Below are 24,096 nucleotides of genomic sequence, written 5' to 3' on the forward strand. Positions count from 1 at the left end.
TAATTATACGTGGTTTCACGATGGCTTTCTATTTATTTAGCTGTTGCATTTCATTTTACAATGAACCTTTCGTATTTTCATAAAGTATTTCGGATATCATGTCTTTCATTTTATCGATAGAATTATTCATTTGTGTGCAATAGTCCTGCATGATTCCATTTTCTTTTTTTACCCGAAGATCAATCAACGAAATAAGCCCTTCGATTGTTACAAGTGGTGTTTTTAAATCGTGGACCAGCATGCCGATTTCTTGGTAGACCTTTGATTCCATCAGTGCGCTCTGCGTTTCTTTTAGTTCTTCTTCCTGTATGTAATATTTTTTCATGGTTTCTGCCTGTTTGTTTACCAGATAAATTAAAAGTGTAAAGATAACAGCGATGGTAAGGAAGACGCTAAAGAAGATGGCGGCAATGGTGTTTAATAGACTGCTACCTGTAAGGAATTGATCCGCCCTTTTAATGCTGGCAGCAAAATCGTTCTTTCCAAGTCCGAATGGTGTAAGTGCTGGGATCAGGTGCAGCCAGAGAATGGCAATGAGCACAAGAACCGAAATAATGGAGAAAATAACATAATAATGTTTCTGTTTTGGGATATACAGCTGAAGCAAGGTGACAATTCCAGCTGTCAGCAGATGTCCGGTGTATGAAAAATGCTCATAATGGATTAGGTTGAATGCTGCAGCCGCCAGCACTATACAACCGATAAATGATACTGAAAAAATCATGGAATCCGGAAATCTGGCGATTGCATGGCTGATAAGCATGGCACCAAAATATTGGAAGAAAAAGATAATGATGTACCTAGCAATAAATACAAACGTCGTTATCAGCAACAGCCCGCTGTCACCCTTAACAATGCTGTCATGCAGATGGTCAATAATAAAACCAGACCAGTTCTCATACAGGGAGGGGAGGGCAGTTCCATACCCTACCAGTACCAGACCTATCATACCGGTTATTAATCTTTTTCTGGCATGAGCCATGTGAGCACCAGTCCTTTGTCAGCGAAATATGGCGTTAAAAGGTGTATGAATGTCATCCAGCCGAGTAATAAGGGTGACGGGGACCGAATGATTGCGCAGGGTCTGGATATAAAATTCTGCGTTCCTTATTGATCGCAGTCCAATAAAATAGTCGGTTGACGGCGCAATTTGTTCAAACAGTTCCCTTGTCTGCACATGATGACGGAGAGGGGCGGATACATTTATAAGGATTACTGGCAAATCGGCTGCATCTGCTTCCTGAATCAGTGATGATACCCGGCTAAGTTCTTCTTGAAAAGACCGCCCTGTATGTGACAGGCCATTGGCACTCGAACCGAGCATGATAACAACACTGTTATAATCGTACAGATCGGTGCCAAGTGCTCTTGGTCTGTAATCTGCCTCAAGGTTAAGCTTTTCGGCAACGCTTAATAGAATGATGTTCTCAGCTGCTTGTCCGGCTGAAGTAATCAGGATTTTTTCCTCAGCGATAGGAGCAGGAAGATTTGGGTACGTGTTAAAGTGTTCGGATTGGGCTGTGCTGTACGATACAAAGGAAAATACCAGAGCAAGACAGAAACAGATGAGTGTGGGTACATGTTTTTGCATTATGTATCCTTCCCCCTAAAGTTGAAAAAAGGCAAAGCAATTGCTTTACCTTTATCATACACTACAATTTTGCAATATGGCAATTATTCTTTTAATTTTGGATCTAATGCATCACGCAGCCCGTCGCCAAAAAGGTTGAATCCGATCACAACGAAAAATATTGCCAGTCCCGGAAATGTGATAACCCATGGCGCGTTCTGCAAAGCGGCACGTCCATCACTCAGCATTGCTCCCCATTCCGGCTTGGGAGGCTGTGCACCAAGACCCAGAAAACTGAGACCGGCAGCATCCAGAATAGCTGTTCCGATGCTGAGCGTTGCCTGTACGATAATTGGGGCCGTACAGTTAGGTAGCACATGCTGAATAAGCGTTCTACCATGCTTAGCACCTATTGCCCTAGCCGCTTCAATATATTCCGTCTCTTTAACAGACAGTACAGCAGAGCGGACAATTCTTGCAAATTGTGGTATGCCTATAATGCCGATTGCTATCATGGCATTTTTTAAACTTGGCCCCAGTACGGCTACGAGAGCAATTGCCAGCAGAATACTGGGAAAAGCCAATAAAATATCAATAAAACGCATAATGACCTGGTCAATCCATTTTCCGAAGTAACCAGCCACAGCACCTAAAAGCACTCCGATAATCATCGAGATACCGACTGCTATAACCCCTATTTGTATAGATATACGCGTCCCATAAACAATTCTGCTGAAAATATCCCGCCCAAGTGCGTCAGTGCCAAGTAAGTGTTCAGATGATGGTTCCTGATATTGATTAATAATTGATTGTTCAGTTGGACTATGGGTTGCGATAAATGGAGCAAATAATGCTGTAATGATTAAAATAAGTATTATACAAAATCCTATCAGCGATGTTTTACTTTTCATGATACGGAGGATAGATTCCGTCCAAATTTTTCTTCTTGCCTTTGCATGTTTGGTATCTTCGTTTTCAGGATAGTCCGGTTCTGGTATAGGGTTCGGCTGAAGTGACAATAGTTCACACCCTCTCCTCATAATTGGAATATAGCAAAGTGTATTTGCTTATTCATAACGAATTCTGGGATCGAAGTATTTGTAAAGAAGGTCTGTTATCAAGTTAACAAAAACAAAAATAGTAGCTATTATTAATATAGTGCTTTGAACTACTGGGTAGTCACGGCCTAAAACGGACAAATAAACGTATCGACCTACTCCTGGCCATGAGAATATGGACTCAGTAAGCACAGCACCACCAAGCAAGAAGCCGAATTGCAGGCCTATGACAGTTAAGACGGGCAGAAATGCATTCTTCAGCGCATGCCGGAATACGATGAGTTGTTTCCTCAATCCTTTAGCATGTGCAGTTCGTATATAATCCTGCCGCATGATTTCGAGCATGCTTGAACGTGTCATACGGGCTATGATTGCCATTGGTATAGTTCCAAGCGCCAAGCCGGGCATTAGTAAATGAAAGAAAGCATCTTTAAAAGCGATCCAATTCCATGTCAATATACTGTCCAATAAATAAAAATTGGTTACTGTTTCAAGTTCAACGCTTGATGATAATCTTCCTGATGGAGGCAGCAGCTGGAGCTGAACGGAAAAGACTAAAATCATCATTAATCCAAGCCAAAATATGGGCATGGAGACTCCGAATAGTGCACCTGTCATACTAATATTATCAAACCATGAATATTGTTTGACAGCCGCAATAACACCGGCAACAACACCAATAACAATGGCTAAAATCATTGCAAAAACAGTCAGTTCAATTGTTGCGGGAAGTTTTTGCAGAAGTTCATAAGCGATAGACTCATTGGACTGGATAGATTCACCCAGATCACCTTGTAGTATTTTTCCTAAAAAATTTCCATACTGAACGACATAAGGGTCATTCAAACCTAATTCCTCTCGTAATAGTTCAAGCTGTGTTTCCGTAGCTTTTGTCCCCAGCATACTTTTTGCTGGGTCTCCAGGAATTAAATGAATCAGGGAAAAAGTCAGTATGGAGACGCCAATGAGCACAGGGATTATCATTATTAACCTTTTAAAAATGTATTTTAGCATTTTGGATATCCTCCATTAATCCGGAGAATAACCTCAGGAGACAGGTGAGCAAAAGGGTTTTGCTGATGCTGACTCCTGAAATGTTATTTCCGGCTTGGAATAGTTTTTTATTTGTTAATGTCAAGCAAGTTAAATGGTTCAGTACCTGTTGGATGTGGTACATAGTTTTCTACATTTTTATTAGCACCAATTGGCGGGGTAGTGTGTGCGATCGGGAACCATGGTGCATCTTCATGGATAATCTCCTGTGCTTCCATATAATATTCTATACGTTTGTCCTGGTCCATTTCCGTTTGTGCTGCTTTTAATAGATCATGCACCTCATCGCTCTTATAAAGAGCGACATTTCCTGCAGAAGCATTGGCGTTATCTTTATCCAGCAGGACATACAGAAAGTTATCAGGATCACCATTATCCCCGGTCCAGCCTAAAAATTTCATGTCGTAACTTGTGTCCTCTCCTGACGTATGTGTGTCCCAGTCATTAACAATTACATCTACATTGATATTTACGTCTTTTAGCATTTCCTGAATTGCCTGCGCTGTGACTTTAGGCTGCGGCATATATGGCCTTGGGTTAGCAAATGTGTGCAATGTTACCTCAAAACCATCTGCGTACCCAGCTTCGGCGAGTAATTTTTTTGCTTGTTCTACGTCATATCCATAATCTTCAATATTATCATTATACCCCCATAATGAAGGTGGAAGAGGGTTCTTAGCAGGCTTTCCAATTCCTTCATACAAGGTCATCAATTCTTCTTTATCAATGGCTAGATTTATAGCCTGACGGACAAGTTTTTCGGACATTGGACCTTCCTTACTTGTATTGAAAGCCATATAGCTAACATTCATGGAAGGTCTGCGAATAACCTGGAGGCTGTCATCATCTTCGGCAGTTTGGATATCTTGTGGGTTAAGACCTTTCATCATATCAATTGACCCAGCCTGCAACTCCAGAAATCTTGCCCCATTATCAGGAATCGTACGGAAGATTACTTTGTCCACCTTGGCTGTTTCTCCAAAATAATCATCGTTTCTGGTAAGTGTGATTCTGTCATCTGCAACCCATTCTTCAAAGATAAACGGTCCGGTACCAACCGGGTTCTTAAAAAAGTCTTCTCCATATTCTTCAATTGCTTCAGGACTTGCAATGCCGAATGGCGGCATGGCTAATGTTTGAAGAAAGGGGGCATTTGGTTCTGATAGTGTGAATTGAACTTCATAATCATCCGTTGCCTCTACCTTTTCAATAATCCCCCCCATATCCTCTTCGGTAGAACCAAACATGTAGGCATAGTAGGAAAAGTCTCCGGAAGTCGTCCATCGCTCGAAGTTATATACAACATCTTCGGCAGTAAAATCCGTACCATCATGAAAAGTTACATCATCCCTTAATTGGAAAGTCCAAACCAATCCGTCATCACTGGTATCCCATTCGGTTGCTAATGCAGGCTTGACTTCTGTGCTTTCTTCTTTGTATCTGACTAAGGGGTCAAAAATCTGATTAGTAACATAAATGGATTCACCGTCTGTAACTTTGGATGGGTCCAGCTGAAGTGAATCATTTCCACGTCCGAATACAAGTGTCTTTTCACCGTCGTCACTTCTGGCACCTTCTTCAGTACCCTCTTCATTCGACGTGTCATCAGAAGCTCCGTCGCTTGATCCGCTGCCGGCATCTTCTGTGCAGGCAGCCAGGAAAAATACTACAGTAAAAAGCAGTGAAAACAGCAGCATGTAATGACGTTTCTTCAAAATAAGTCCCCCTTTGAAAAATGAAAAATCAGTTATGGCAGTTATGGTTCCTATTCTTTATGGTCATCTTCTCTAAATGGAATGTTCAGCTTATCCAACCACCTCCTTGGCAAAGTGACAGGCCGCCATTTGTCCGTCTGGGGAAACTTGTTTCATCACTGGTTTTTCAGTGTGGCAAATTTCTTCAGCAAACGGGCAGCGTGTATGAAATTTGCATCCTTGCGGGGGGGTGGCAGGTGAAGGCAAATCCCCCTTTAGTATGACCCGCTGTTTTTCATGGTAGGGGTCTGCTTCGGGAACAGCGGATAACAGTGCCTGTGTATATGGGTGCTTTGGATCCTGGTAAACATCACGGACATTGCCAATTTCCACCAATTCACCGAGGTACATGACGGCGACACGGTCACTGATGTGGTGGACAACGCTCAGGTCATGGGCGATAAAAATGTAAGTAAGATTGAACTCCTGCTGCAAATCTTCCATTAAATTAATCACTTGGGCCTGTATAGACACATCCAATGCTGAAACAGGCTCATCGCATATGACCAGCTCTGGATCAAGAGCAAGTGCTCTGGCGATACCGATTCGCTGACGCTGACCACCACTAAATTCATGCGGATAGCGGTACTTATGGTAGGACTGCAGACCGACCACATCCAGCAGACGCTCCAATCGCTGATTCTGTTCATCTTTAGGCACTTGAAAAATTTTCATCGGCTCCATTATGGTTTGCGCAATGGTTTTCCGCGGGTTGAGAGAAGCGTATGGGTCCTGAAAGATAACCTGCATTTCTTTGCGGAGTTTGCGCATTTGTTCACCTTTGAATTGAGTAATATTTTCGCCTTTAAAATAAATGTTACCGCTGGAAGCTTCCAACAGTTTCAGAATGACTCGGCCTGCAGTTGATTTGCCACACCCGCTTTCACCAACAAGGCCAAGAGTTTCTCCTTTTTGGACGGAGAAGGAAATGCCGTCGACCGCTTTTAAAACTGGTTTTTCGCTGGAAAACAGCTGCTTATTTTTCAGCGGGAAATGTTTTTTAATGTTGCTGACTTCTAATAATGTATTCATGTTTCCACCGCCTTTTTGGATTGTTCATAAAGCAGGCAGCGGACGTAATGCTGATCCCCTATTTTATTCAGTTCAGGGTCGGTTGTCATACATTCTTCCATGACATGTTTGCACCTTGGTGCGAAACTGCATCCTGCCGGTAATGAATGCAAATCAGGTGGGACACCTTCGATTGCCTCCAGCTTCTGTTTGTCTGGTGTTATTTTGGGTATGGAATTCATGAGTCCGTGTGTGTATGGGTGTTTACCATTATCGAACAGATTGGTTGTTTCCGAGAATTCTGCTGGTTTCCCCCCGTACATAACCATGACACGGTCACAGACTTCAGCAACAACACCAAGGTCATGTGTGATCATGATGATAGCCATGTTCATTTCTTTTTGCATACGTTTGAATAACTCCAGAATTTGAGCCTGAATGGTTACATCGAGTGCTGTTGTCGGTTCGTCAGCAATTAACAGTGACGGATTGCAAGAAAGAGCCATGGCGATCATCACTCGCTGCCGCATGCCGCCGCTGAATTCATGCGGATAGCTTTTTAGGCGTTTCTTTGGCTCAGGGATACCGACTAAATCAAGCAATTCTAGAATGCGCTCCTTTGCCTGCTTTTTGGATATCTTCTCATGTGCCAGAATGGTTTCCATCATTTGTTTTTCTACGGTAAAGACAGGGTTTAGCGAGGTCATGGGGTCCTGAAATATCATACCTATCTCATTGCCGCGGATATTGCGCATTTGTTTGGCCGACTTTTCAAGCAAATTCTCTCCTTTAAAATCTATTTCTCCACCCACGATTTTACCTGGTGGAGAGGGGATGAGCCCGAGTATCGACATCGCCATCATACTTTTGCCTGATCCGGATTCACCGACAATACCCAATGTCTCCCCGGGTTTGATGCTGAAATTGACCCCGTCAACCGCTTTGACAGTACCCGCTTTTGTGAAAAAGTGAGTGCGCAAGTCTAGGACTTTAAGAAGAGGGGATGCTGAATCAGTCATGAATAGCCTCCTCTGTAGGAATTATTTGATTGTTTTGAATTGACTTATATTATACAACCGCCTCTGGCGTAATTGGTGTTTTTCCCTTTTTTCTCAAAAATTTTAATTTAACAAATAACAATTTTGTAGCGTAAATAATAAAAAAACACTTGTTAAAAATCGCAAGTGGCGTTATAATATCAATTGTGTCTGAATCAATTCGTTGTTCATGCGCTCGTAGCTCAGCTGGATAGAGCACTGGTTTCCGGTACCAGGGGTCGGGGGTTCAAGTCCTCCCGGGCGCGCTATAAATCAAAAGGAGCCTGTATCATATACGACATGATACAGGCTCCTTTTTTTGTTGATCCGGCTAAATCCATATTCCCAGTGCCATTAGCAGCCCGAAAGCCCAGTGATGCCATGCAGCCAGCTTCATAGCGGCTAATTCATCAGACCTGGCAGCGTTTTTCCGTAAGGACCATCTTAGACGGACAGCTAGTGGTATCGCCAGTAGAATAATCATGGATGAAACAGGCAGGGCACCGGTGGCAATGAAACAGATTGCAGTAACATATACGAGTGTGAGAAGAGCCGTAAGTAAATGAACTGCTTTTGTACGTCCAAGCATAGTAGCTAGTGTTCGGCGGAATGTGCTGTCTTTTTCAATATCCCGGATATTATTTGTCAGAATCATCGATGCAATTAGCCAGGCAAATGTCAAAGACACCGCTGTGATACTTACATTCAGTCCATAACCCTGAACAACATAGCTTATTATGGTAACGACAGGTCCAAGAAAGACAAATGCTACAGTTTCCCCCAGCCCAATGGAGCAGAGGGGACGGGGCCCTGCTGAATAAAGGTACCCGAACAGAATGCCGGCAGCACCGGCCGAAATGATCCACCAGGTACTTTGGGCGGCGAGCCAGAAACCAATGAGGATGGACGCGCTCAGCATGAAGACGGCGGCAAATAAAACAGCTGTATGTGTTGGCCCTTTTGCATTCGAGTGATCTGCCGTCCATTTCATTTTGTCTTGTCCATGCAGAAAGTCGTAATAATCATTGAGTAGATTTGTGGCAGATTGTACGAATAGCGCTGCGACCAGCATTGCCAGAAATACACCCGGCTGAACAGGTCCTTTTACGGCAGCAATACCGGTTCCGGATAGAATCGGCGTGAGTGTCCCGGTCAATGTCAAGGGCCGGAACAGCTGAAGCCATGACGCACGGTAATAAAATACTTCTTGTTTATGATTTGCAGCAGAGTACAACATGTTGGGAACTCCCTTCATTATAGTGAAACCATCAGCACAATAAGCGTAATAAACCCCACCACCTCAACAGATTCAAATATAGCGGTTCTGGTAAGAGCCTGGAACAGTGGTTTTTTGTCGCCAGTGTCTGCCCGCTTCCATAGTGTCTCATCCGAACATACGCTGATCGCCTGTCTAAACCCAACAAATATCCCCCAGAGCAGTGTAAGGCTGCCGATAATGAACGCTGTAATCCAGATATTTCCGTATTGTGTAAGCCAAATATAGTTCCAGCTACTGACTGGGCCAAAAGCAGTGCCAAGCAGTAAGCCGGTTGCAATGACACCACTACCGGCAGCTGCCAGCAATTTGTGTGACCATTGCATAAGTGCTAGCAATAATTCTCTTTGCCGGGTAAAAGTCATGTTTCTGACAGCAGGAAAAACACCCCAGCCAACAAAAAATACACCGCCGACCCAGGTAATTGCCAGAAGGATATGAATGAACAGTGTCAGCTGCCTCAGCTCCCAGACCATAATAGATCACCAACTTTGGTTTATTTACTTTCATTGTATTTCGCATTGGATTGACGTGGTGTGATACATATCACGAAATTTAACTGATCAGGGTACAGGAAACGTGCGTTTTTGTCTGTTTTGTGGCAAACTGAAATTAATCAGGATGGATGGGGGACTTTTCATGCGGCCGAAAATAGTTCAGGAACAGAAACTGCAGCTTAAGATGAATCAGTCGCTAATCCAGTCTATCCAGCTGCTTCAATTTACAGGAATGGAAGTGGTTGAATACATTCAGGAAATCGCAAAAGAAAATCCGTTAATCGAGGATGTCAGCTACGATTATGAGCTCGAGAGCTTCAAACAAGCTGGAGGAACACAGCCAGCAATTGGGGAAATTAATCAAGCAGAAGAAACGATGTATGATCAGCTAAAAAATCAGCTGTATACGATTGATGTACCGGAAAAGCTTCGGCCTGCTGTCCTGTTTGGCATTGATTCCCTTAACGAGGATGGTTACTTGGAACTTGATTTAGAAACCTGGGCAGAACAGTGTTCGATAAGCCGCTCACAGGTGGAAAAAGCCCTCGGACTGATCCAGTCGCTAGAACCAGCCGGTATCGGGGCGAGGTCACTTAAGGAATGCATTCTTCTGCAATTAGTAGGGACAAAATTTGTTGCCGAAGAGTTGCTGGAAGACCATCTGGAATGGCTCGCGGACGAAGATATAACGGCCATAAGTGACCATTTTCAAATAACGGAAACAGAGGCAAATGAGATTGTGCAGCAGATCAAGGCCTGTCACCCAAAGCCGGGGCAGCTTTTATCAGCGAAGAAGACTGAATATATCATCCCGGAAGCATATATTTATGAAGATAATGGCAAATGGAAAATTCAGTTTTATAAGTGGCACTCGCCTGCAATTGAAATAAATGATTCGTATAAGAGTTTCCGGCCGGATGATAAGGAGGCTGCAGATTATTTGAAAGATAAATATCAGCAGCTGAACTGGCTGAAGCAAGCTATTCACTTTCGGGGGAACACATTGGAACTTGTGATTGAAACAATCGTTAAGAAACAGCAGCTGTATTTCGCCCATGGAGCTTTTATGCTGCAGCCACTTACGTTAAAGGACCTTGCGGCGGAAATGGATATGCATATTTCCACGGTCAGCCGGGCAATAGCCAATAAATATGTCCAAACGAAACACGGGGTTATACCGCTGAAGTTTTTTCTGCAGTCAAGCGTGAGGCAAAAGGATGGACAGCAGACTGCGTCGTTTGTTATCAAACAATTAATTGCTGAACTCATAAAAAATGAAGATAAACGGAAGCCATTGTCCGACCAGGCAATTAAAGACCGTCTGCAGGAGGAATTCAGGATAACTGCTGCACGGAGGACTATCGTGAAATATCGGGAACAGTTGGGTCTGCCAGCATCAACGAAAAGGAAATAAAGGGGAGTCAAGATTGCAGCATCTTCTATTTTATACGAAAGAAAATTGTCCGTTATGTGACCAGGTTCAGGCTATGCTTGATATATTGCAGCATGAATATACATTTGAGATTGAAGTTCGGGATATTTACTCCAGGGATGAATGGCTGGAAGAATATCAGCTTCTCATCCCGGCAGTTGAAATAGGGGGCAAAGCATTACATTGTGAGGAAATCAGCTATGAGGTACTGGAGCAGGCATTAAAGAAAACGACGAAAGCCTGATTCAAAATGTTTGTATAAGCCGGTATCTGTGGTAAAATAATAGTGGAACAGAAGTTTTCCCCTTTTTTTGGTTGTTGCGGGACGCTGAATAAAAGTCCGGGACTTAATTTGACCAGCGGAGGAGTCTTTTATGCAAGGAATATTGGATCTGCAGAAAAAATTATACCCCGATTTGCTGGAAGTCATGCAGCAGCGATATGTCATTCTGCAGAACATTGAACTCCTTGAGCCGATTGGGAGACGGGCTCTGGCTGACAACACGAATCTTACAGAGCGGCATATTCGCGGTGAGGTAAACCTTCTGTCCAAACAAGGCCTGATCGGAATGACATCGAAAGGAATGCAATTGACAAAAGAGGGAAAATTAGTGATTGACCAGTTAGCGTCTTTCATGCATGAAGCAATGGGGCTGAGTGTTTTAGAAAAACAACTCAAGGAAACATTACAAGTAGCTAATGTTGCCATTGTTCCCGGTAATAGCGACGATCAAGAATGGGTAAAACAAGAAATGGGTAAAATCTGCGTTTCATTTTTACAGGAAAATATGTCATCACACGAAACGATTGCTGTTACAGGTGGAACCACAATGGCCGCCGTTGCGGATATGATGGCCCCCCTTAGTGAGGAAAAAGATTGTTTATTCGTTCCTGCAAGAGGTGGTATTGGTGAAAAGGAAGAAAGCCAGGCAAATACAATTGCCGCCAAGATGGCCAGACAGGCACACGGAAACTATCGTTTGCTGTACGTTCCGGATCCATTAAGTGAAAGTTCGTACCGGACGATGATCAAGGAGCCTGCTGTCACGGAAGTTTTGAATCTTATCAAAGATGCAAATGCTGTTTTGCACGGAATTGGCGATGCTATCACGATGGCTAAACGCCGCAAGACATCCGAGGATATACTTCGGAAACTGGAAGAAGAAAAGGCTGTCAGCGAAGCGTTTGGCTATTACTTCAACGCTTCTGGTGCTATTGTTCATAAGGTCCGGACAATCGGCATTCACTTGCATGATTTATCTGAACGCAATCAGTGCGTGATTACGGTGGCCGGTGGTCAATCAAAGGCTCAAGCGATCACTTCCTATTTTAAACAGGGGAGAAGTGATTTGCTGATAACTGATGAGGCTGCTGCTGAAGCGATTTTAAGGGAAAATGCTGCCCTTTAAAATAAATTTAAGTAATGTAAATTAGGAGGAATTATAGATGGCACTGAAAATGGGTATTAACGGATTTGGACGCATTGGTCGTAATGTGTTCCGTCAGGCGTTGAAAAATGATGAGGTAGAAGTTGTTGCTGTTAACGACTTAACGGACGCCAATATGCTTGCACACTTGCTGCAATATGATTCTGTACACGGCACCCTGGAAGAAGAAGTGACGGTAAATGGGTCGAATATTGTTGTTGGCGGTAAAGAAATCCAGGTACTTTCCGAACGTGATCCTGCTGATCTTGGCTGGGGGGACCTCGGTGTCGATGTGGTGATTGAATCTACCGGCCGTTTCACCCAGCGTGATGACGCGAAAAAACACCTTGATGCTGGAGCCAAAAAAGTGATTATTTCAGCACCGGCTAAACAAGAAGACCTGACAATGGTGATGGGTGTCAACGAAGAAGATTACGATCCGGCTAAGCACCACGTTGTTTCCAATGCATCGTGCACGACAAACTGCCTGGCACCGCTGGCAAAAGTATTGCATGAACAATTTGGCCTGAAACGCGGCTTAATGACAACAGTCCACTCCTATACGAATGACCAGCAAATTCTTGACTTGCCGCATAAAGACTACCGGAGGGCTCGTGCAGCTGCACAAAACGTAATTCCGACAACAACAGGTGCAGCTAAAGTGGTCGGCAAAGTCCTGCCCGATCTGGATGGCAAGCTGGATGGCATGGCCGTGCGTGTGCCAACACCAGATGGTTCCTTAACAGACTTGGTCGCAGAACTTGATAAAAATGTAACAGAAGAAGAAGTGAACAATGCCTTTAAAGCAGCTGCAGAGGGTGAGCTGAAAGGAATCGTAGGTTATACAGAAGCACCGCTTGTTTCCAGTGACATTGTTGGTAACACCCATTCATCACTATTTGATGCGCAGTCTACAATGACACTTGAAGACAACATGGTAAAAGTCGTATCATGGTATGATAATGAGATGGGCTATTCCGCACGCTGTGTTGATCTTGCTGTCTATATCGCTAAACAAGGACTATAAGGCAAAATTGGGGGAGGGGCATCCTCCTCCTTTTTTCGAGGATCAGGGGTGGAACAATCACAGCAGGTGTAAACATTGTGAAACCGGTCGTCTCCGGTTTCTCAAACCTGTTTTTTCACCAGGAAATACGCACTAATGGTTACATATTTCGTACTATGTGGGAGGTTTTTTGCATGAATAAAAAAACGCTTCATGATCTTGATGTAGAAGGGAAAAAAGTCTTTTGCCGCGTTGACTTTAACGTGCCGATGAAGAATGGCGAGGTTACGGATGATACACGCATCAGAGCCGCACTGCCGACAATTGAGCATTTGGCAGAAAACGGAGCAATTGTGATTCTCGCCAGTCATCTTGGCCGCCCTAAAGGTGAAGTAACAGAAGAGTTACGGCTTGATCCAGTTGCCGAACGCTTGAGTGACTTGGCTGGAAAAGATATAGTTAAAACGGATGCAGTATATGGAAAAGAAATCAACGAAGCGCTTTCGCAAGTCAGCAATGGTGATATTATCCTTATTGAGAATGTTCGCTTTGAACCGGGAGAAGAAAAAAACGACCCGGAATTAGTTGAGGCCTTTGCCAACATGGCTGATTTGTATGTGAACGATGCGTTTGGTGCAGCCCATCGAGCCCATGCATCAACAACAGGTGTTGCAGAAAAGCTGCCTGCCGCGGCTGGGTTTTTGATGGAAAAAGAAATAGAAGTACTGGGGAAAGCACTGGAAAATCCTGAGCGACCATTTACAGCAATTATTGGCGGTGCCAAGGTGAAGGATAAAATCAATGTTATCGACCATTTGCTCGATAAAGTGGACAACCTGATTATTGGTGGTGGTCTGGCCTATACATTTGTAAAAGCGCAAGGCTATGAAATCGGGAAGTCATTGCTTGAAGAAGACAAACTTGATATGGCTAAGGAATTCATGCAAAAAGCCGAAGCGAAAGGTGTCCGATTTGTGATGCCGGAAGATGCCATTGTAGCAGATGATTTTTCAGAAACGGCAAATACAAAAGTTGTAGATATAACAAACATCCCTGAAGACTGGGAAGCACTTGATATTGGTCCGGAAACACGCAAGAAATATGACAGCATTATTAGCGAATCGAAATTGGTTGTTTGGAACGGACCAATGGGTGTGTTTGAATATAGTCTATTTGCAGGAGGAACGAAAGCTGTTGCAGAAAGTCTCGCTAACACGGAAGGCTATACCGTAATTGGCGGCGGTGACTCAGCCGCAGCAGTAGAAAAATTCGGCTTTGCCACTGATATGGATCACGTTTCGACCGGTGGCGGAGCATCACTCGAATTTATGGAAGGAAAAGTTCTTCCAGGTGTACAAGCGTTAGATGATAAATAAATACTGCGAGGTGAGCATGATGCGAAAGAAAATAATAGCCGGAAATTGGAAAATGAATAAACTAGCGGCTGAAGCGGATCGGTTTGCCGGTGATGTAACAGGTAAACTTCCTGACGATGACAATGTGGAAGCCATTGTGTGCGCGCCATTCCCATTTTTGCCGTCACTGGTGGAAAAGGCGAAAGGTAGTAACCTGCAAATCGGTGCACAAACGATGCATTTTGAAGAAAACGGGGCTTTTACCGGTGAAGTGAGCCCGGCCATGCTGCAGGACCTTGGTGTCACGCATGTCGTGATTGGCCACTCTGAACGCCGGGAACTGTTTGGCGAAACGGATGAATCTGTTAATAAAAAGGTGCATGCAGCGTTTTCACATGGGCTGACTCCGATTATTTGTGTCGGTGAAACGCTGGAACAACGGGAAGCGAATGACACTATGACGCATATCGAATCACAAGTCCGTAAAGCGTTGGAAGGGCTGACTAATGAACAAATTGCTGCTTCTATCATCGCTTATGAGCCAATCTGGGCGATTGGAACAGGCAAAACAGCTTCCAGTGAAGATGCCAATGAAGTCTGCACACAAATCCGTACTGTTGTGAAAGGCTTTGCCGATGAAGGGACTGCGGAACAATTGGTGATTCAGTATGGCGGCAGTGTGAAGCCAGCCAACATTGACGAACTGCTGGCACAATCGGATATTGATGGTGCCCTGGTTGGCGGTGCCAGTCTTGAACCGGATTCATTCCTGAAACTTGTGGAGGCAGGTACAAAATGACGGACCAAAATCTTGCCGCATTAATCATACTTGATGGCTTTGGGCTGCGTGAGGAAGAAAAAGGCAATGCCGTCAAGCAGGCACATACACCAAATTTTGACCGCCTTTGGGAGCAATACCCGCACTCCCAGTTGCAGGCAAGCGGGGAAGCAGTCGGCCTGCCGGAGGGGCAAATGGGCAATTCGGAAGTTGGTCACCTCAATATCGGTGCCGGAAGAATTGTATACCAAAGTCTGACCAGGGTTAATCTATCCATTAAAGAAGGCGAGTTCTTTGAAAAAGGTGCTTTCGTGAAATCTATGGATCATGCGAAAGCAAATGATAAAGCGCTGCATATTTTTGGATTGCTGTCGGATGGCGGCATTCACAGTCATATCAGCCACCTGTTTGCATTGTTGAAGCTTGCGAAGGAAAAAGAACTGCAAAACGTGTATGTACACGCCTTTCTGGACGGCCGTGATGTCGGACCGCAGACAGCGAAAGAGTTTGTGAAGCAGACAGAGGAAAAAATGCGCGAGTACGGCGTTGGCCAGTTTGCTACGATTTCCGGCCGTTATTACTCCATGGACCGGGATAAGCGCTGGGACCGCGTGAAAAAAGCATATGACGCGATGGTTTACGGAGAAGGCCCCGTTTATCAGGATCCATATGAGGCAATTGATGACTCCTACGCTAATGGAATTTACGATGAGTTTGTGATTCCATCAGTGATGACAGATGAAGCTGGAAACCCTGTTGCGAAAGTACAGGACGAAGATGCCATTATTTTTTACAACTTCCGTCCTGACCGCGCGATTCAAATATCCAGGACATTTGCCAATGATGACTTCCATGACTTTGACCGCGGCAGCCATCCGCCTAAAAATCTGGACTTTGTCATGCTGACCGAATTCAGTGAATCCATTGATGGCTATGTGGCCTACAAACCGGCCAACCTTGATAATACAGTTGGTGAAGTGTTGGCACAGAATGGGATGAAGCAGCTCCGTATTGCGGAAACGGAGAAATATCCGCACGTAACATTTTTTATGAGTGGCGGGCGCGAAAATGAATTTCCAGGTGAAAACCGTGTGCTGATTAACTCACCAAAAGTTGCCACCTATGATTTACAACCGGAGATGAGTGTGTATAAAGTAACGGACTCCCTGCTGGATGAGCTTGATGCCAAAGAGCACAATGCGATTATTTTAAATTTCGCCAATCCAGATATGGTGGGGCATTCCGGCATGCTTGAACCGACTATCAAAGCAATTGAAGCAGTGGATGAGTGCCTCGGGAAAGTGGTTGACAAGATCCTTGAGCTCGGTGGCAATGCCATTATCACTGCCGACCATGGCAATTCGGATGAAGTCATTACGCTTGAAGGCGATCCAATGACAGCACACACGAAAAACCCTGTTCCGGTCATTGTGACGAGAGAGGGAGAAACATTGCGCGACGAGGGGATATTAGCGGATTTATCCCCGACATTGCTTGATTTACTGCATGTCGAAAAACCCGAAGAAATGACCGGCAGTACTTTGATTAAAAAATAAAGGAGTGGTTGGATGCCATATATAACAGATGTTTATGCCCGCGAAGTTCTTGATTCCCGCGGCAACCCAACAGTTGAAGTGGAGGTATTCACGGAGTCAGGTGCATTTGGTGCAGCACTAGTGCCAAGCGGTGCTTCAACCGGTGAATATGAAGCAGTCGAATTACGTGATGATGACAAAAACCGTTACTTAGGCAAAGGCGTACAAAAAGCAGTCGAAAACGTCAATGATGTCATTGCACCTGAACTTCTGGGTGTTGATGTAACCCGGCAGAACATCATTGATCAGATTATGCTTGAACTCGATGGTACAGAAAACAAAGGCAAGCTCGGGGCTAACGCAATTCTTGGTGTGTCCATTGCTGCGGCACACGCGGCGTCAAGCTATCTTGAACAGCCGTTGTACAATTATTTGGGCGGCTTCAATGCGAAGACACTGCCAACACCGATGATGAACATTTTGAATGGCGGCGAGCATGCGGACAATAATGTGGATATTCAGGAATTCATGATTATGCCTGCAGCTGCACCAACATTCAAAGAAGCGCTTCGTACTGGTGCAGAAATTTTTCATGCACTGAAAAAAGTGCTGAAATCTAAAGGCTATAGTACGGGTGTCGGTGATGAGGGTGGTTTTGCACCAAACCTCAGCTCCAACGAAGAGGCGCTTGGAACCATTGTTGAGGCAATTGAGGCTGCCGGCTACAAACCAGGCGAAGAAGTTAAACTGGCCATGGACGTTGCTTCTTCCGAAATTTATGAAGATGGCAAGTACAATCTGAAAGGTGAAGGCGTTGTCCGTACGGCAGCAGAAATGGTTGACTGGTATGAGGACCTGATCAATAAATATCCAATTATCTCCATTGAAGACGGGTTGGATGAAAATGACTGGGAAGGCCATAAAATGCTGACAGACCGGATTGGCGATCGGGTGCAGCTCGTCGGCGACGATTTGTTTGTGACGAATACAAGCAAGCTTTCTTATGGCATTGAACAGGGAGCAGGCAATTCAATCTTGGTGAAAGTCAACCAGATTGGAACACTGACGGAAACGTTTGAGGCAATTGAAATGGCTAAACGTGCCGGATACACGGCTGTTATCTCCCACCGTTCAGGGGAAACAGAAGATGCGACAATTGCTGATATCGCTGTTGCTGCTAATGCAGGTCAGATTAAAACTGGTGCTCCATCCCGGACAGACCGTGTAGCCAAGTATAATCAGCTATTACGGATTGAAGATGAATTGGCCGGAATGGGCGCATACGCTGGTTTAGATGCTTTTTATAACTTGAAAAGTAACTAATATATTTTAGGGAGGCGGATATTTCCGTCTCTTTTTTATTCTTTTAGGAATTCTTCCCATCTGCACTTCTACCCCAACCGTAACTATTATACAGAAATGGATGTATAAGACATTCCGCCCCTGGAATAAAGTTAAGTATGGATGCGGTGATTGGAGGAGGGGATGGTTTGTCGCAAAAAATGCTTGTTTTCGGTGATATTGGCATTGATGACACAGCAGCACTTATTTACGGGCATTTTGATGATGCAATTGACATCGTGGGGATTGTTGCTAATTACGGGAATATACCGAGGGAAAAAGCACTTGCGAATATCCACTATATCAGAGATTTATTTGATATCAGTCCATCTGTTAAAGTCATTGCCGGTGCAGAGATTCCGATGACTGGGGAGAATCCGCAATTTTTTCCAGAAATACACGGCGAATATGGTTTGGGGCCGATTATACCACCGCATGCCGAAGATGGTTCTGTGAAGGAAAATTTCCTGGAGGTTGCAGAAATAATCAAGCAATACGGGGATGAGCTGATCATTGTTAATATTGGAAGGCTCACCTCACTTGCGACTATGTTTATTTTGTACCAGACAGAAATGAGTAATGTGAAGGGGTATTACATTATGGGGGGCGCGTTTTGGACGCCCGGGAATGTAACTGCTGTTGCGGAAGCTAATTTTTATGGGGACCCGTTGGCGGCGCACATCGTTTTAAAGTATGCACATAATACAACGATTGTCCCATTAAATGTGACCAGAAAGGCTATTGCGACACCACAGATGGTAAACTATATTAATCAGGCGGGAAAAGCGAAAATTTTAAAACCACTACTAGACTATTATTATGCGTTTTATAAACAGCGTAATCCGGCCATATCCGGAAGCCCGCTGCATGATGTTGTTACATTGATGGCTGTCGTCTATGAGAATATGTTCGTGTTTGAACGGTTTCCGATTCAAATTGATCAGAAGTTGGATAGTTTGGCACGGGGGCAAAGTATTATCGATATCCGCCAGTCGAATAACCGGATCCGGTCTAATCAGGAAAACCACCATCGCATAGCTTTCGATCTCGATTACCAGCAGTTTTATACTCGGTTTATGTCGATTATGACTGGGCAGCAGACCGGCTGGATGGCATAATAGTGATAGAAGTGAATACGAGCTGAGGTGATTTCAATCGACATATTAACAGCAATCAAAGCACGCCGGTCCATCCACCAGTTCAAAACGGAGGAAGTGGAAACCGATATCCTTCAGGAGATTTTTACTTATGGATCATATGCTCCCACTCACTATATGAAAGAGCCATGGAATATTAAGCTGTACCAGCAGGAAGGGAAACGGTCATTCGTCGATGCGATTATAGCAAGCTATCAGCGGATTGGTATGCTAGGTTCTGCTGATGATGCGAAAGCTGCGAAAACGATTGAATCAATGAGACGGTTCCTGACGGCCATTCCGCATCATGCCTTGATTTATTTTGAAAAAGAAACCAGCGACGTGCGCTATGAGGAAGAATATGCTGCTGTCTGTGCTTTTATACAAAATGCGCAATTGGCAGCGTGGGAATACGGTGTTGGCATGCTTTGGACGATTACACCTTACATGCATGATAAGACGTTTGCCGCGGATATCGGCCTTGACGCTGAGGCGGTAAAAATCGCAGCGGTTATGCAAATCGGTTATCCGGAAAAAGTTCCGCGTCATAAAGGGAGAACACCGATTACAGAAAAAATGGAGATCATTTCTGAGTAAGTGGTATAATATCCACTTCCGACGAACTAATTCCTGCCGCACCCGCACTGCAAGGGATATCAACCAAAACCCTAAATCAAAAAATCCCGGGGCCCTGATGCGAGGGTTCCGGGATTTTTCAATGGTTATTCCGTTTTTTCTTTTATAAATTCGACCACTTCTTCCGTGGTGCTCATGGTCAGCAGTTTTTCTTTAAAGGATGCCATTTTTTCTTTGGACAATCCCCGAATCTGTGTGCGGGCCGGAAGGATGGATGTGGCGCTCATGCTGAATTCATCCAGTCCAAGTCCCAATAATGCTGGAATTGCAATAGTATCACCGGCCATTTCACCGCACATGCCAACCCATTTATTTTCACTGTGTGCAGCGTCAATGACATTGCTTACAAGGCTTAAAATGGCCGGGTGGTAAGGCTGGTATAAGTAGGATACTTGTTCATTCATCCGGTCGGCAGCCATTGTATATTGAATCAGGTCATTTGTGCCGATGCTGAAAAAGTCCACTTCTTTGGCAAATTGTTTTGCTGTGACGGCAGTCGAAGGAATTTCTACCATGATGCCGACTTCAATGCCATCTGCAAAATCGGTCCCTTCGTCCTTCAGTTTTTGCTTCTCATCCGTCAGAATGGCCTTTGCCTGACGGAATTCATCGAGCGTTGCGATCATCGGGAACATGATTTTTAGGTTGCCATGCACGCTTGCACGTAATAATGCCCTTAGCTGCGTCCTGAAAATGTGTTCGTTTTCCAGGCAGAACCGAATCGCGCGGAAACCGAGGAACGGGTTAAGCTCATCCGGTAAATCAAGATAACTTAGCTCTTTATCCCCGCCAATATCAAGGGTACGGACCACGACTGGCTTGTCTCCCATTTTTTCAAGTACCGTTTTATATGCTTTATATTGCTCCTCTTCAGAAGGAAGCTGGTTTTTGCCCATATACAGGAATTCGGTGCGGTATAAGCCGATTCCCTCGCCACCATTGTCAAGGACACCATCGACGTCATCAGGTGTTCCAATATTAGCAGCCAGTTCAACCTGTTCTTCATCGGCAGTAATGGTTGGCTCATCTTTTAATTTAGCCCATTCTTCTTTTTGTTTTTCAAAGTTGGCTTGTTTCTCTTTATAGGCATTCAGTTCTTCCTTGGAAGGATTGACAATCACTTTTCCTTCGAGACCGTCAACGATGACCGTGTCATTTTGTTTTACTGAATCGGTTACTTCTTTCGTTCCGACGACTGCAGGAATCTCCAGTGACCTGGCCATGATGGCAGAGTGCGATGTCCGGCCGCCGACGTCGGTTGCAAATCCTTGTACAAATTCGCGGTTTAATTGTGCCGTGTCCGATGGTGTTAAGTCCCCGGCAATCACAACGACTTCCTCATCAATTAAAGCAGGATTCGGGAATGTTACCCCTAGTAAGTGTGCTAATACTCGTTTGGTCACATCCTGAATGTCTGCTGCACGTTCACGCATGTACGCGTTATCCATATTTTTGAACATGTCGATGAACATGTTGGTGGTTTCTTCCAGTGCTGCTTCTGCCATGACGTGATCATTGTTTATTTTGTCTTTAATCGGATTAATCAGTTCGGGATCGTCGAGGACAAGCAGGTGTGCTGAGAAAATCTCTGCATGCTCGTCGCCCATTTCTTTTTTGGTATGTTCTCTGATTTTTTCCAGTTCCTGTTTAGCTATGGCAAGCGCATCGTCCAGCCGTTTCACTTCACTGGCTGGGTCATCGATTGATTTCTTTTCATATGTTAATTCCGGCGTGACAAGCTGATACGCTTTTGCTATCGCTATCCCGCTGGATGCAGCAATTCCTTCAATCATGATCTTCAGACCAACCCTTCGATAAAAATTTACTCCTTCATCCATGTTATATTTTACACTTTTTTAGCGAATAGAATCAAGAAATGTCAACTGTTGAGCTGGTTTATCCAATCAAGGACATGCCTGTACACTTCCTGCCGGTTAATTTCGTTCAATATTTCGTGACGCCCGCCCTCCATGAACGTAGCGGTCATCCTGTTCAGACCAGCATTCTTGTAGAGGTGCGCTGTTTTCCAGACACCTCTCGTATAGCCGCCTACCGGATCTTCTGCTCCGCTTATAATAAGCATAGGTAACTCCGAGGGGATATGCTGGTTGCGTTTGTTATCGTGAATAACCGTTAATCCTGTCATTAAATCTTTGAAAAAGCCGGCTGTCGGTACAAAGCCGCAGTATGGGTCTTCGAGGTATTTCCTGACAATTGCGTCATCACGTGTTAGCCAGTCGACTGCTGTTTGTTGGTCTGGTATGCGCCTGTTATAGGAAGAAAAGGCGAGTCTGTTCAGCCATACCGCTTTTTCTTTCTGCGGAAGGGATGCGGCAATTCGTGCTGCGCCCCGGCTGAAACTAGGTTCATAATAGCCGGTCCCGGATAAAATCACACCATCCAAAAGTCGGCTGTATTGCTGCATATACCGTCTCGCCAGAAAGGACCCCATGCTATGTCCCATCAGGAATAATGGTGTGTCGGGAAACTCCTCTTTGATGTGTTCGGTAACTGCCTGTATATCGTCCGTTGCTTTATCGAATCCATCTGTGTCAGCAAAATAGCCAAATAGCCCCTGATTGTCACCGGTTCGCCCGTGCCCGCGGTGATCGTTTCCATAAACGGTAATCCCGTGTTTGGTTAAGAACGAAGCGAATTCATGGTAGCGTCCAATATGTTCGAGCATCCCATGGGCAATTTGCACGACCGCTGTCGGCTTCTTAACTGCAGTTTCCCACTTTCGCATGAAAATGGCAGTATGGTCGGGCCGACAAAGCCAATCTGTTTCTTTCATTCAAAATCCCACCCATTTCGAGAAGTATTGGTCTTATTATGATAGAATGAATATAGAAAAACGTCCAAACATAAAGTATGTGTTCAAAAAGGAGGATAAAAAGGGAAGAGGCGGTCGGCTAAGTCCGCAACGTCCTGTGCGTCGAAATTTCGAAGCGTCATTTTTACCGGACTTTATAAACAACCTCTTTAAGGAAAAACTTGCGGTGTGCACGTTGACTATGCTAAAGTACAAATAGGTATTTGCCCGTTGAGGAGGTGCTCGATAGATGGAAGGTCTTGTCCATATTGTTTTACTGATTGATGCAATTATTATGATTGTTCTTATTTTATTGCAATCCGGGAAAAGCGCCGGTCTTTCCGGAGCGATTTCAGGTGGAGCGGAGCAATTGTTTGGCAAGCAGAAAGCCCGTGGAGCGGATTTGTTCCTGCACCGCGCAACTGTTGTGACCGGAGTGCTTTTTTTCGTTTTGGCGTTTCTTAGTGCGTATGTTCTGCAATAGTGATTGGCCCTTATCGCGGTAATGTGATAAGGGTTTATTTATTTCCAAAGTATACATATTAGGGTAAGGTATAGGATATGGAGATCTGATGCAGAAGGAGATGAAATAGTCATGAAAATTAAATTGCCGAAACCATTTACATTTGAAGCGGGTCCCCGGGCGGTCCTGCTGCTGCATGGGTTCACCGGACATTCAGCCGATGTGCGTATGCTTGGACGCTTTCTGGAAAAGAAAGGGTATACCAGTCATGCACCAATTTACCGTGGCCACGGGAAGGAACCGGAGGAACTTGTGAAAGCCGGTGCCGACGAATGGTGGGAGGATGCCGTCAATGCTTACAACCATCTGAAAGAGCTGGGATACTCAGAAATAGCAGTCGCTGGACTGTCACTCGGTGGAGTAATGAGCTTGAAATTGGCTTATTCGAAACAAGTGAAAGGGGTCATTCCAATGTGTGCCCCGATGTTTTTTGACAACAAGGAAGAGCTGACGAAAGGATATAAATTTAAAGCGAGGGAATTCAAGCAGCTGGAAGGGAAAGATAAAGATACCATTGAAAACGAAGTCCAGCAGCTTGTTGACCAATCCCAGAGTATGTTTGAAGATCTGGCTGACTTAATAACGGAAGTCCATAACCAGATTGATACCATCTACACACCAACATTAGTTGTCCAGGCACGGCAGGATGAAATGATCAACACGGACAGCGCTTCCTATATTTATGACAATGTGGAAACTGACGAAAAAGATATAAAATGGTATGAGCACTCCGGTCACGTCATTACTATGGACAAGGAAAAAGAGCAACTTCACGAGGATATTTATCAATTTTTGGAATCCCTTGATTGGCAGGTATAATTATTTGTTGATGATTATTATTTAGAAAATACGTGAATAA

The 24,096-nt window shown here is 44.5% G+C and carries 23 protein-coding genes and 1 tRNA gene; 13 read left to right on the forward strand and 11 right to left on the reverse strand.

Features of this window, described 5'->3' with window-relative positions; genetic code table 11:
• Nucleotides 1-55: 55 nt before the first annotated feature.
• From ACFSUO_RS10770 to ACFSUO_RS10800, 7 genes are all read right to left on the reverse strand, one after another.
• Nucleotides 56-949, reverse strand: coding sequence for a histidine kinase dimerization/phospho-acceptor domain-containing protein (locus tag ACFSUO_RS10770; protein ID WP_382393923.1), 894 nt, complete (start codon nt 947-949; stop codon nt 56-58).
• Nucleotides 950-1,000: 51 nt separating this feature from the next.
• Nucleotides 1,001-1,591, reverse strand: a complete 591-nt coding sequence (locus ACFSUO_RS10775; RefSeq protein ID WP_382393925.1) for a DUF6305 family protein — start codon at nt 1,589-1,591, stop codon at nt 1,001-1,003.
• 83 nt (nt 1,592-1,674) lie between these two features.
• Nucleotides 1,675-2,610, reverse strand: coding sequence for a nickel transporter permease (nikC, locus tag ACFSUO_RS10780; protein WP_382393927.1), 936 nt, complete (start codon nt 2,608-2,610; stop codon nt 1,675-1,677).
• A gap of 27 nt (nt 2,611-2,637) precedes the next feature.
• Complete coding sequence (locus tag ACFSUO_RS10785) at nt 2,638-3,642, reverse strand: ABC transporter permease (protein ID WP_382393929.1); 1,005 nt, start codon at nt 3,640-3,642, stop codon at nt 2,638-2,640.
• Between the two features lie 107 nt (nt 3,643-3,749).
• Nucleotides 3,750-5,396: an ABC transporter substrate-binding protein gene (locus ACFSUO_RS10790; RefSeq protein ID WP_382393931.1), complete on the reverse strand. Its 1,647-nt coding sequence runs from the start codon at nt 5,394-5,396 to the stop codon at nt 3,750-3,752.
• Between the two features lie 90 nt (nt 5,397-5,486).
• On the reverse strand, nt 5,487-6,467 hold the full coding sequence (locus ACFSUO_RS10795) for an ABC transporter ATP-binding protein (RefSeq protein ID WP_382393933.1): 981 nt from the start codon (nt 6,465-6,467) through the stop codon (nt 5,487-5,489).
• Entirely contained in the window at nt 6,464-7,465 is a 1,002-nt protein-coding gene (locus ACFSUO_RS10800; protein WP_382393935.1) for an ABC transporter ATP-binding protein, read from the reverse strand. Before ACFSUO_RS10800 ends, ACFSUO_RS10795 begins: the two co-directional genes overlap by 4 nt.
• A gap of 210 nt (nt 7,466-7,675) precedes the next feature.
• Between ACFSUO_RS10800 and ACFSUO_RS10805 the strand changes: the two genes are divergently transcribed.
• A tRNA-Arg gene (locus tag ACFSUO_RS10805) sits at nt 7,676-7,749 on the forward strand.
• Between the two features lie 65 nt (nt 7,750-7,814).
• On the opposite strand, the gene ACFSUO_RS10810 is transcribed toward ACFSUO_RS10805, so the two are convergent.
• Nucleotides 7,815-8,720 (reverse strand): prenyltransferase, encoded by a 906-nt coding sequence (locus tag ACFSUO_RS10810; protein ID WP_382393937.1) that lies wholly within the window; start codon nt 8,718-8,720, stop codon nt 7,815-7,817.
• Nucleotides 8,721-8,737: 17 nt separating this feature from the next.
• On the reverse strand, nt 8,738-9,235 hold the full coding sequence (locus tag ACFSUO_RS10815; RefSeq protein ID WP_382393939.1) for a hypothetical protein: 498 nt from the start codon (nt 9,233-9,235) through the stop codon (nt 8,738-8,740).
• Nucleotides 9,236-9,398: 163 nt separating this feature from the next.
• Here ACFSUO_RS10815 and rpoN point away from each other — a divergent pair, with 163 nt between their 5' ends.
• The 10 genes from rpoN (at nt 9,399) to ACFSUO_RS10865 (ending at nt 19,863) form a co-directional block, all read left to right on the forward strand.
• Entirely contained in the window at nt 9,399-10,670 is a 1,272-nt protein-coding gene (gene rpoN, locus ACFSUO_RS10820; protein WP_382393941.1) for an RNA polymerase factor sigma-54, read from the forward strand.
• A 13-nt stretch (nt 10,671-10,683) separates the two neighbouring features.
• On the forward strand, nt 10,684-10,932 hold the full coding sequence (locus tag ACFSUO_RS10825; RefSeq protein ID WP_382393943.1) for a glutaredoxin family protein: 249 nt from the start codon (nt 10,684-10,686) through the stop codon (nt 10,930-10,932).
• A 130-nt stretch (nt 10,933-11,062) separates the two neighbouring features.
• Complete coding sequence (locus ACFSUO_RS10830) at nt 11,063-12,097, forward strand: sugar-binding transcriptional regulator (RefSeq protein ID WP_382393945.1); 1,035 nt, start codon at nt 11,063-11,065, stop codon at nt 12,095-12,097.
• Between the two features lie 37 nt (nt 12,098-12,134).
• Nucleotides 12,135-13,142 (forward strand): type I glyceraldehyde-3-phosphate dehydrogenase, encoded by a 1,008-nt coding sequence (gene gap / locus ACFSUO_RS10835; RefSeq protein WP_382393947.1) that lies wholly within the window; start codon nt 12,135-12,137, stop codon nt 13,140-13,142.
• A gap of 173 nt (nt 13,143-13,315) precedes the next feature.
• Entirely contained in the window at nt 13,316-14,497 is a 1,182-nt protein-coding gene (locus ACFSUO_RS10840; protein ID WP_382393949.1) for a phosphoglycerate kinase, read from the forward strand.
• Nucleotides 14,498-14,516: 19 nt separating this feature from the next.
• Nucleotides 14,517-15,275 carry a triose-phosphate isomerase gene (gene tpiA, locus ACFSUO_RS10845; protein ID WP_382393951.1) on the forward strand — a complete coding sequence of 253 codons (759 nt, stop codon included), beginning with the start codon at nt 14,517-14,519 and terminating at the stop codon, nt 15,273-15,275.
• Nucleotides 15,272-16,810: a 2,3-bisphosphoglycerate-independent phosphoglycerate mutase gene (gene gpmI, locus ACFSUO_RS10850; RefSeq protein ID WP_382393953.1), complete on the forward strand. Its 1,539-nt coding sequence runs from the start codon at nt 15,272-15,274 to the stop codon at nt 16,808-16,810. The genes tpiA and gpmI overlap by 4 nt, the downstream gene beginning before the upstream one ends.
• Nucleotides 16,811-16,822: 12 nt before the next feature.
• On the forward strand, nt 16,823-18,112 hold the full coding sequence (eno, locus tag ACFSUO_RS10855) for a phosphopyruvate hydratase (protein WP_382393955.1): 1,290 nt from the start codon (nt 16,823-16,825) through the stop codon (nt 18,110-18,112).
• 167 nt (nt 18,113-18,279) lie between these two features.
• Nucleotides 18,280-19,248: a nucleoside hydrolase gene (locus tag ACFSUO_RS10860; RefSeq protein WP_382393957.1), complete on the forward strand. Its 969-nt coding sequence runs from the start codon at nt 18,280-18,282 to the stop codon at nt 19,246-19,248.
• 27 nt (nt 19,249-19,275) lie between these two features.
• The gene (locus ACFSUO_RS10865) at nt 19,276-19,863 is read left to right on the forward strand and encodes a nitroreductase family protein (protein WP_382393959.1); all 588 of its coding nucleotides are present in this window, start codon (nt 19,276-19,278) and stop codon (nt 19,861-19,863) included.
• Between the two features lie 125 nt (nt 19,864-19,988).
• Here the strand turns inward: ACFSUO_RS10865 and ptsP are convergent, their stop codons facing one another.
• On the reverse strand, nt 19,989-21,695 hold the full coding sequence (gene ptsP / locus ACFSUO_RS10870) for a phosphoenolpyruvate--protein phosphotransferase (RefSeq protein WP_382393961.1): 1,707 nt from the start codon (nt 21,693-21,695) through the stop codon (nt 19,989-19,991).
• A gap of 86 nt (nt 21,696-21,781) precedes the next feature.
• Nucleotides 21,782-22,696: an alpha/beta hydrolase gene (locus ACFSUO_RS10875; protein ID WP_382393963.1), complete on the reverse strand. Its 915-nt coding sequence runs from the start codon at nt 22,694-22,696 to the stop codon at nt 21,782-21,784.
• Between the two features lie 268 nt (nt 22,697-22,964).
• Between ACFSUO_RS10875 and secG the strand changes: the two genes are divergently transcribed.
• Nucleotides 22,965-23,198, forward strand: a complete 234-nt coding sequence (gene secG / locus ACFSUO_RS10880) for a preprotein translocase subunit SecG (RefSeq protein ID WP_382393965.1) — start codon at nt 22,965-22,967, stop codon at nt 23,196-23,198.
• A 111-nt stretch (nt 23,199-23,309) separates the two neighbouring features.
• Nucleotides 23,310-24,056: an alpha/beta hydrolase gene (locus ACFSUO_RS10885; RefSeq protein WP_382393967.1), complete on the forward strand. Its 747-nt coding sequence runs from the start codon at nt 23,310-23,312 to the stop codon at nt 24,054-24,056.
• Nucleotides 24,057-24,096: the final 40 nt, after the last annotated feature.

It is taken from the genome of Lentibacillus juripiscarius, from assembly GCF_042685205.1.
Taxonomy (GTDB): Bacteria; Bacillota; Bacilli; order Bacillales; family Amphibacillaceae; genus Lentibacillus; species Lentibacillus juripiscarius.

Bases quoted from the DNA above. Each gene is read 5' to 3' on its own strand.
- ACFSUO_RS10770 (WP_382393923.1), bottom strand. From the start codon at position 949: ATGATAGGTCTGGTACTGGTAGGGTATGGAACTGCCCTCCCCTCCCTG.
- ACFSUO_RS10775 (WP_382393925.1), bottom strand. From the start codon at position 1,591: ATGCAAAAACATGTACCCACACTCATCTGTTTCTGTCTTGCTCTGGTA.
- nikC (WP_382393927.1), bottom strand. From the start codon at position 2,610: ATGAGGAGAGGGTGTGAACTATTGTCACTTCAGCCGAACCCTATACCA.
- ACFSUO_RS10785 (WP_382393929.1), bottom strand. From the start codon at position 3,642: ATGCTAAAATACATTTTTAAAAGGTTAATAATGATAATCCCTGTGCTC.
- ACFSUO_RS10795 (WP_382393933.1), bottom strand. From the start codon at position 6,467: ATGAATACATTATTAGAAGTCAGCAACATTAAAAAACATTTCCCGCTG.
- ACFSUO_RS10800 (WP_382393935.1), bottom strand. From the start codon at position 7,465: ATGACTGATTCAGCATCCCCTCTTCTTAAAGTCCTAGACTTGCGCACT.
- ACFSUO_RS10810 (WP_382393937.1), bottom strand. From the start codon at position 8,720: ATGTTGTACTCTGCTGCAAATCATAAACAAGAAGTATTTTATTACCGT.
- ACFSUO_RS10815 (WP_382393939.1), bottom strand. From the start codon at position 9,235: ATGGTCTGGGAGCTGAGGCAGCTGACACTGTTCATTCATATCCTTCTG.
- rpoN (WP_382393941.1), top strand. From the start codon at position 9,399: ATGCGGCCGAAAATAGTTCAGGAACAGAAACTGCAGCTTAAGATGAAT.
- ACFSUO_RS10830 (WP_382393945.1), top strand. From the start codon at position 11,063: ATGCAAGGAATATTGGATCTGCAGAAAAAATTATACCCCGATTTGCTG.
- gap (WP_382393947.1), top strand. From the start codon at position 12,135: ATGGCACTGAAAATGGGTATTAACGGATTTGGACGCATTGGTCGTAAT.
- ACFSUO_RS10840 (WP_382393949.1), top strand. From the start codon at position 13,316: ATGAATAAAAAAACGCTTCATGATCTTGATGTAGAAGGGAAAAAAGTC.
- tpiA (WP_382393951.1), top strand. From the start codon at position 14,517: ATGCGAAAGAAAATAATAGCCGGAAATTGGAAAATGAATAAACTAGCG.
- gpmI (WP_382393953.1), top strand. From the start codon at position 15,272: ATGACGGACCAAAATCTTGCCGCATTAATCATACTTGATGGCTTTGGG.
- eno (WP_382393955.1), top strand. From the start codon at position 16,823: ATGCCATATATAACAGATGTTTATGCCCGCGAAGTTCTTGATTCCCGC.
- ptsP (WP_382393961.1), bottom strand. From the start codon at position 21,695: ATGATTGAAGGAATTGCTGCATCCAGCGGGATAGCGATAGCAAAAGCG.
- ACFSUO_RS10875 (WP_382393963.1), bottom strand. From the start codon at position 22,696: ATGAAAGAAACAGATTGGCTTTGTCGGCCCGACCATACTGCCATTTTC.
- secG (WP_382393965.1), top strand. From the start codon at position 22,965: ATGGAAGGTCTTGTCCATATTGTTTTACTGATTGATGCAATTATTATG.
- ACFSUO_RS10885 (WP_382393967.1), top strand. From the start codon at position 23,310: ATGAAAATTAAATTGCCGAAACCATTTACATTTGAAGCGGGTCCCCGG.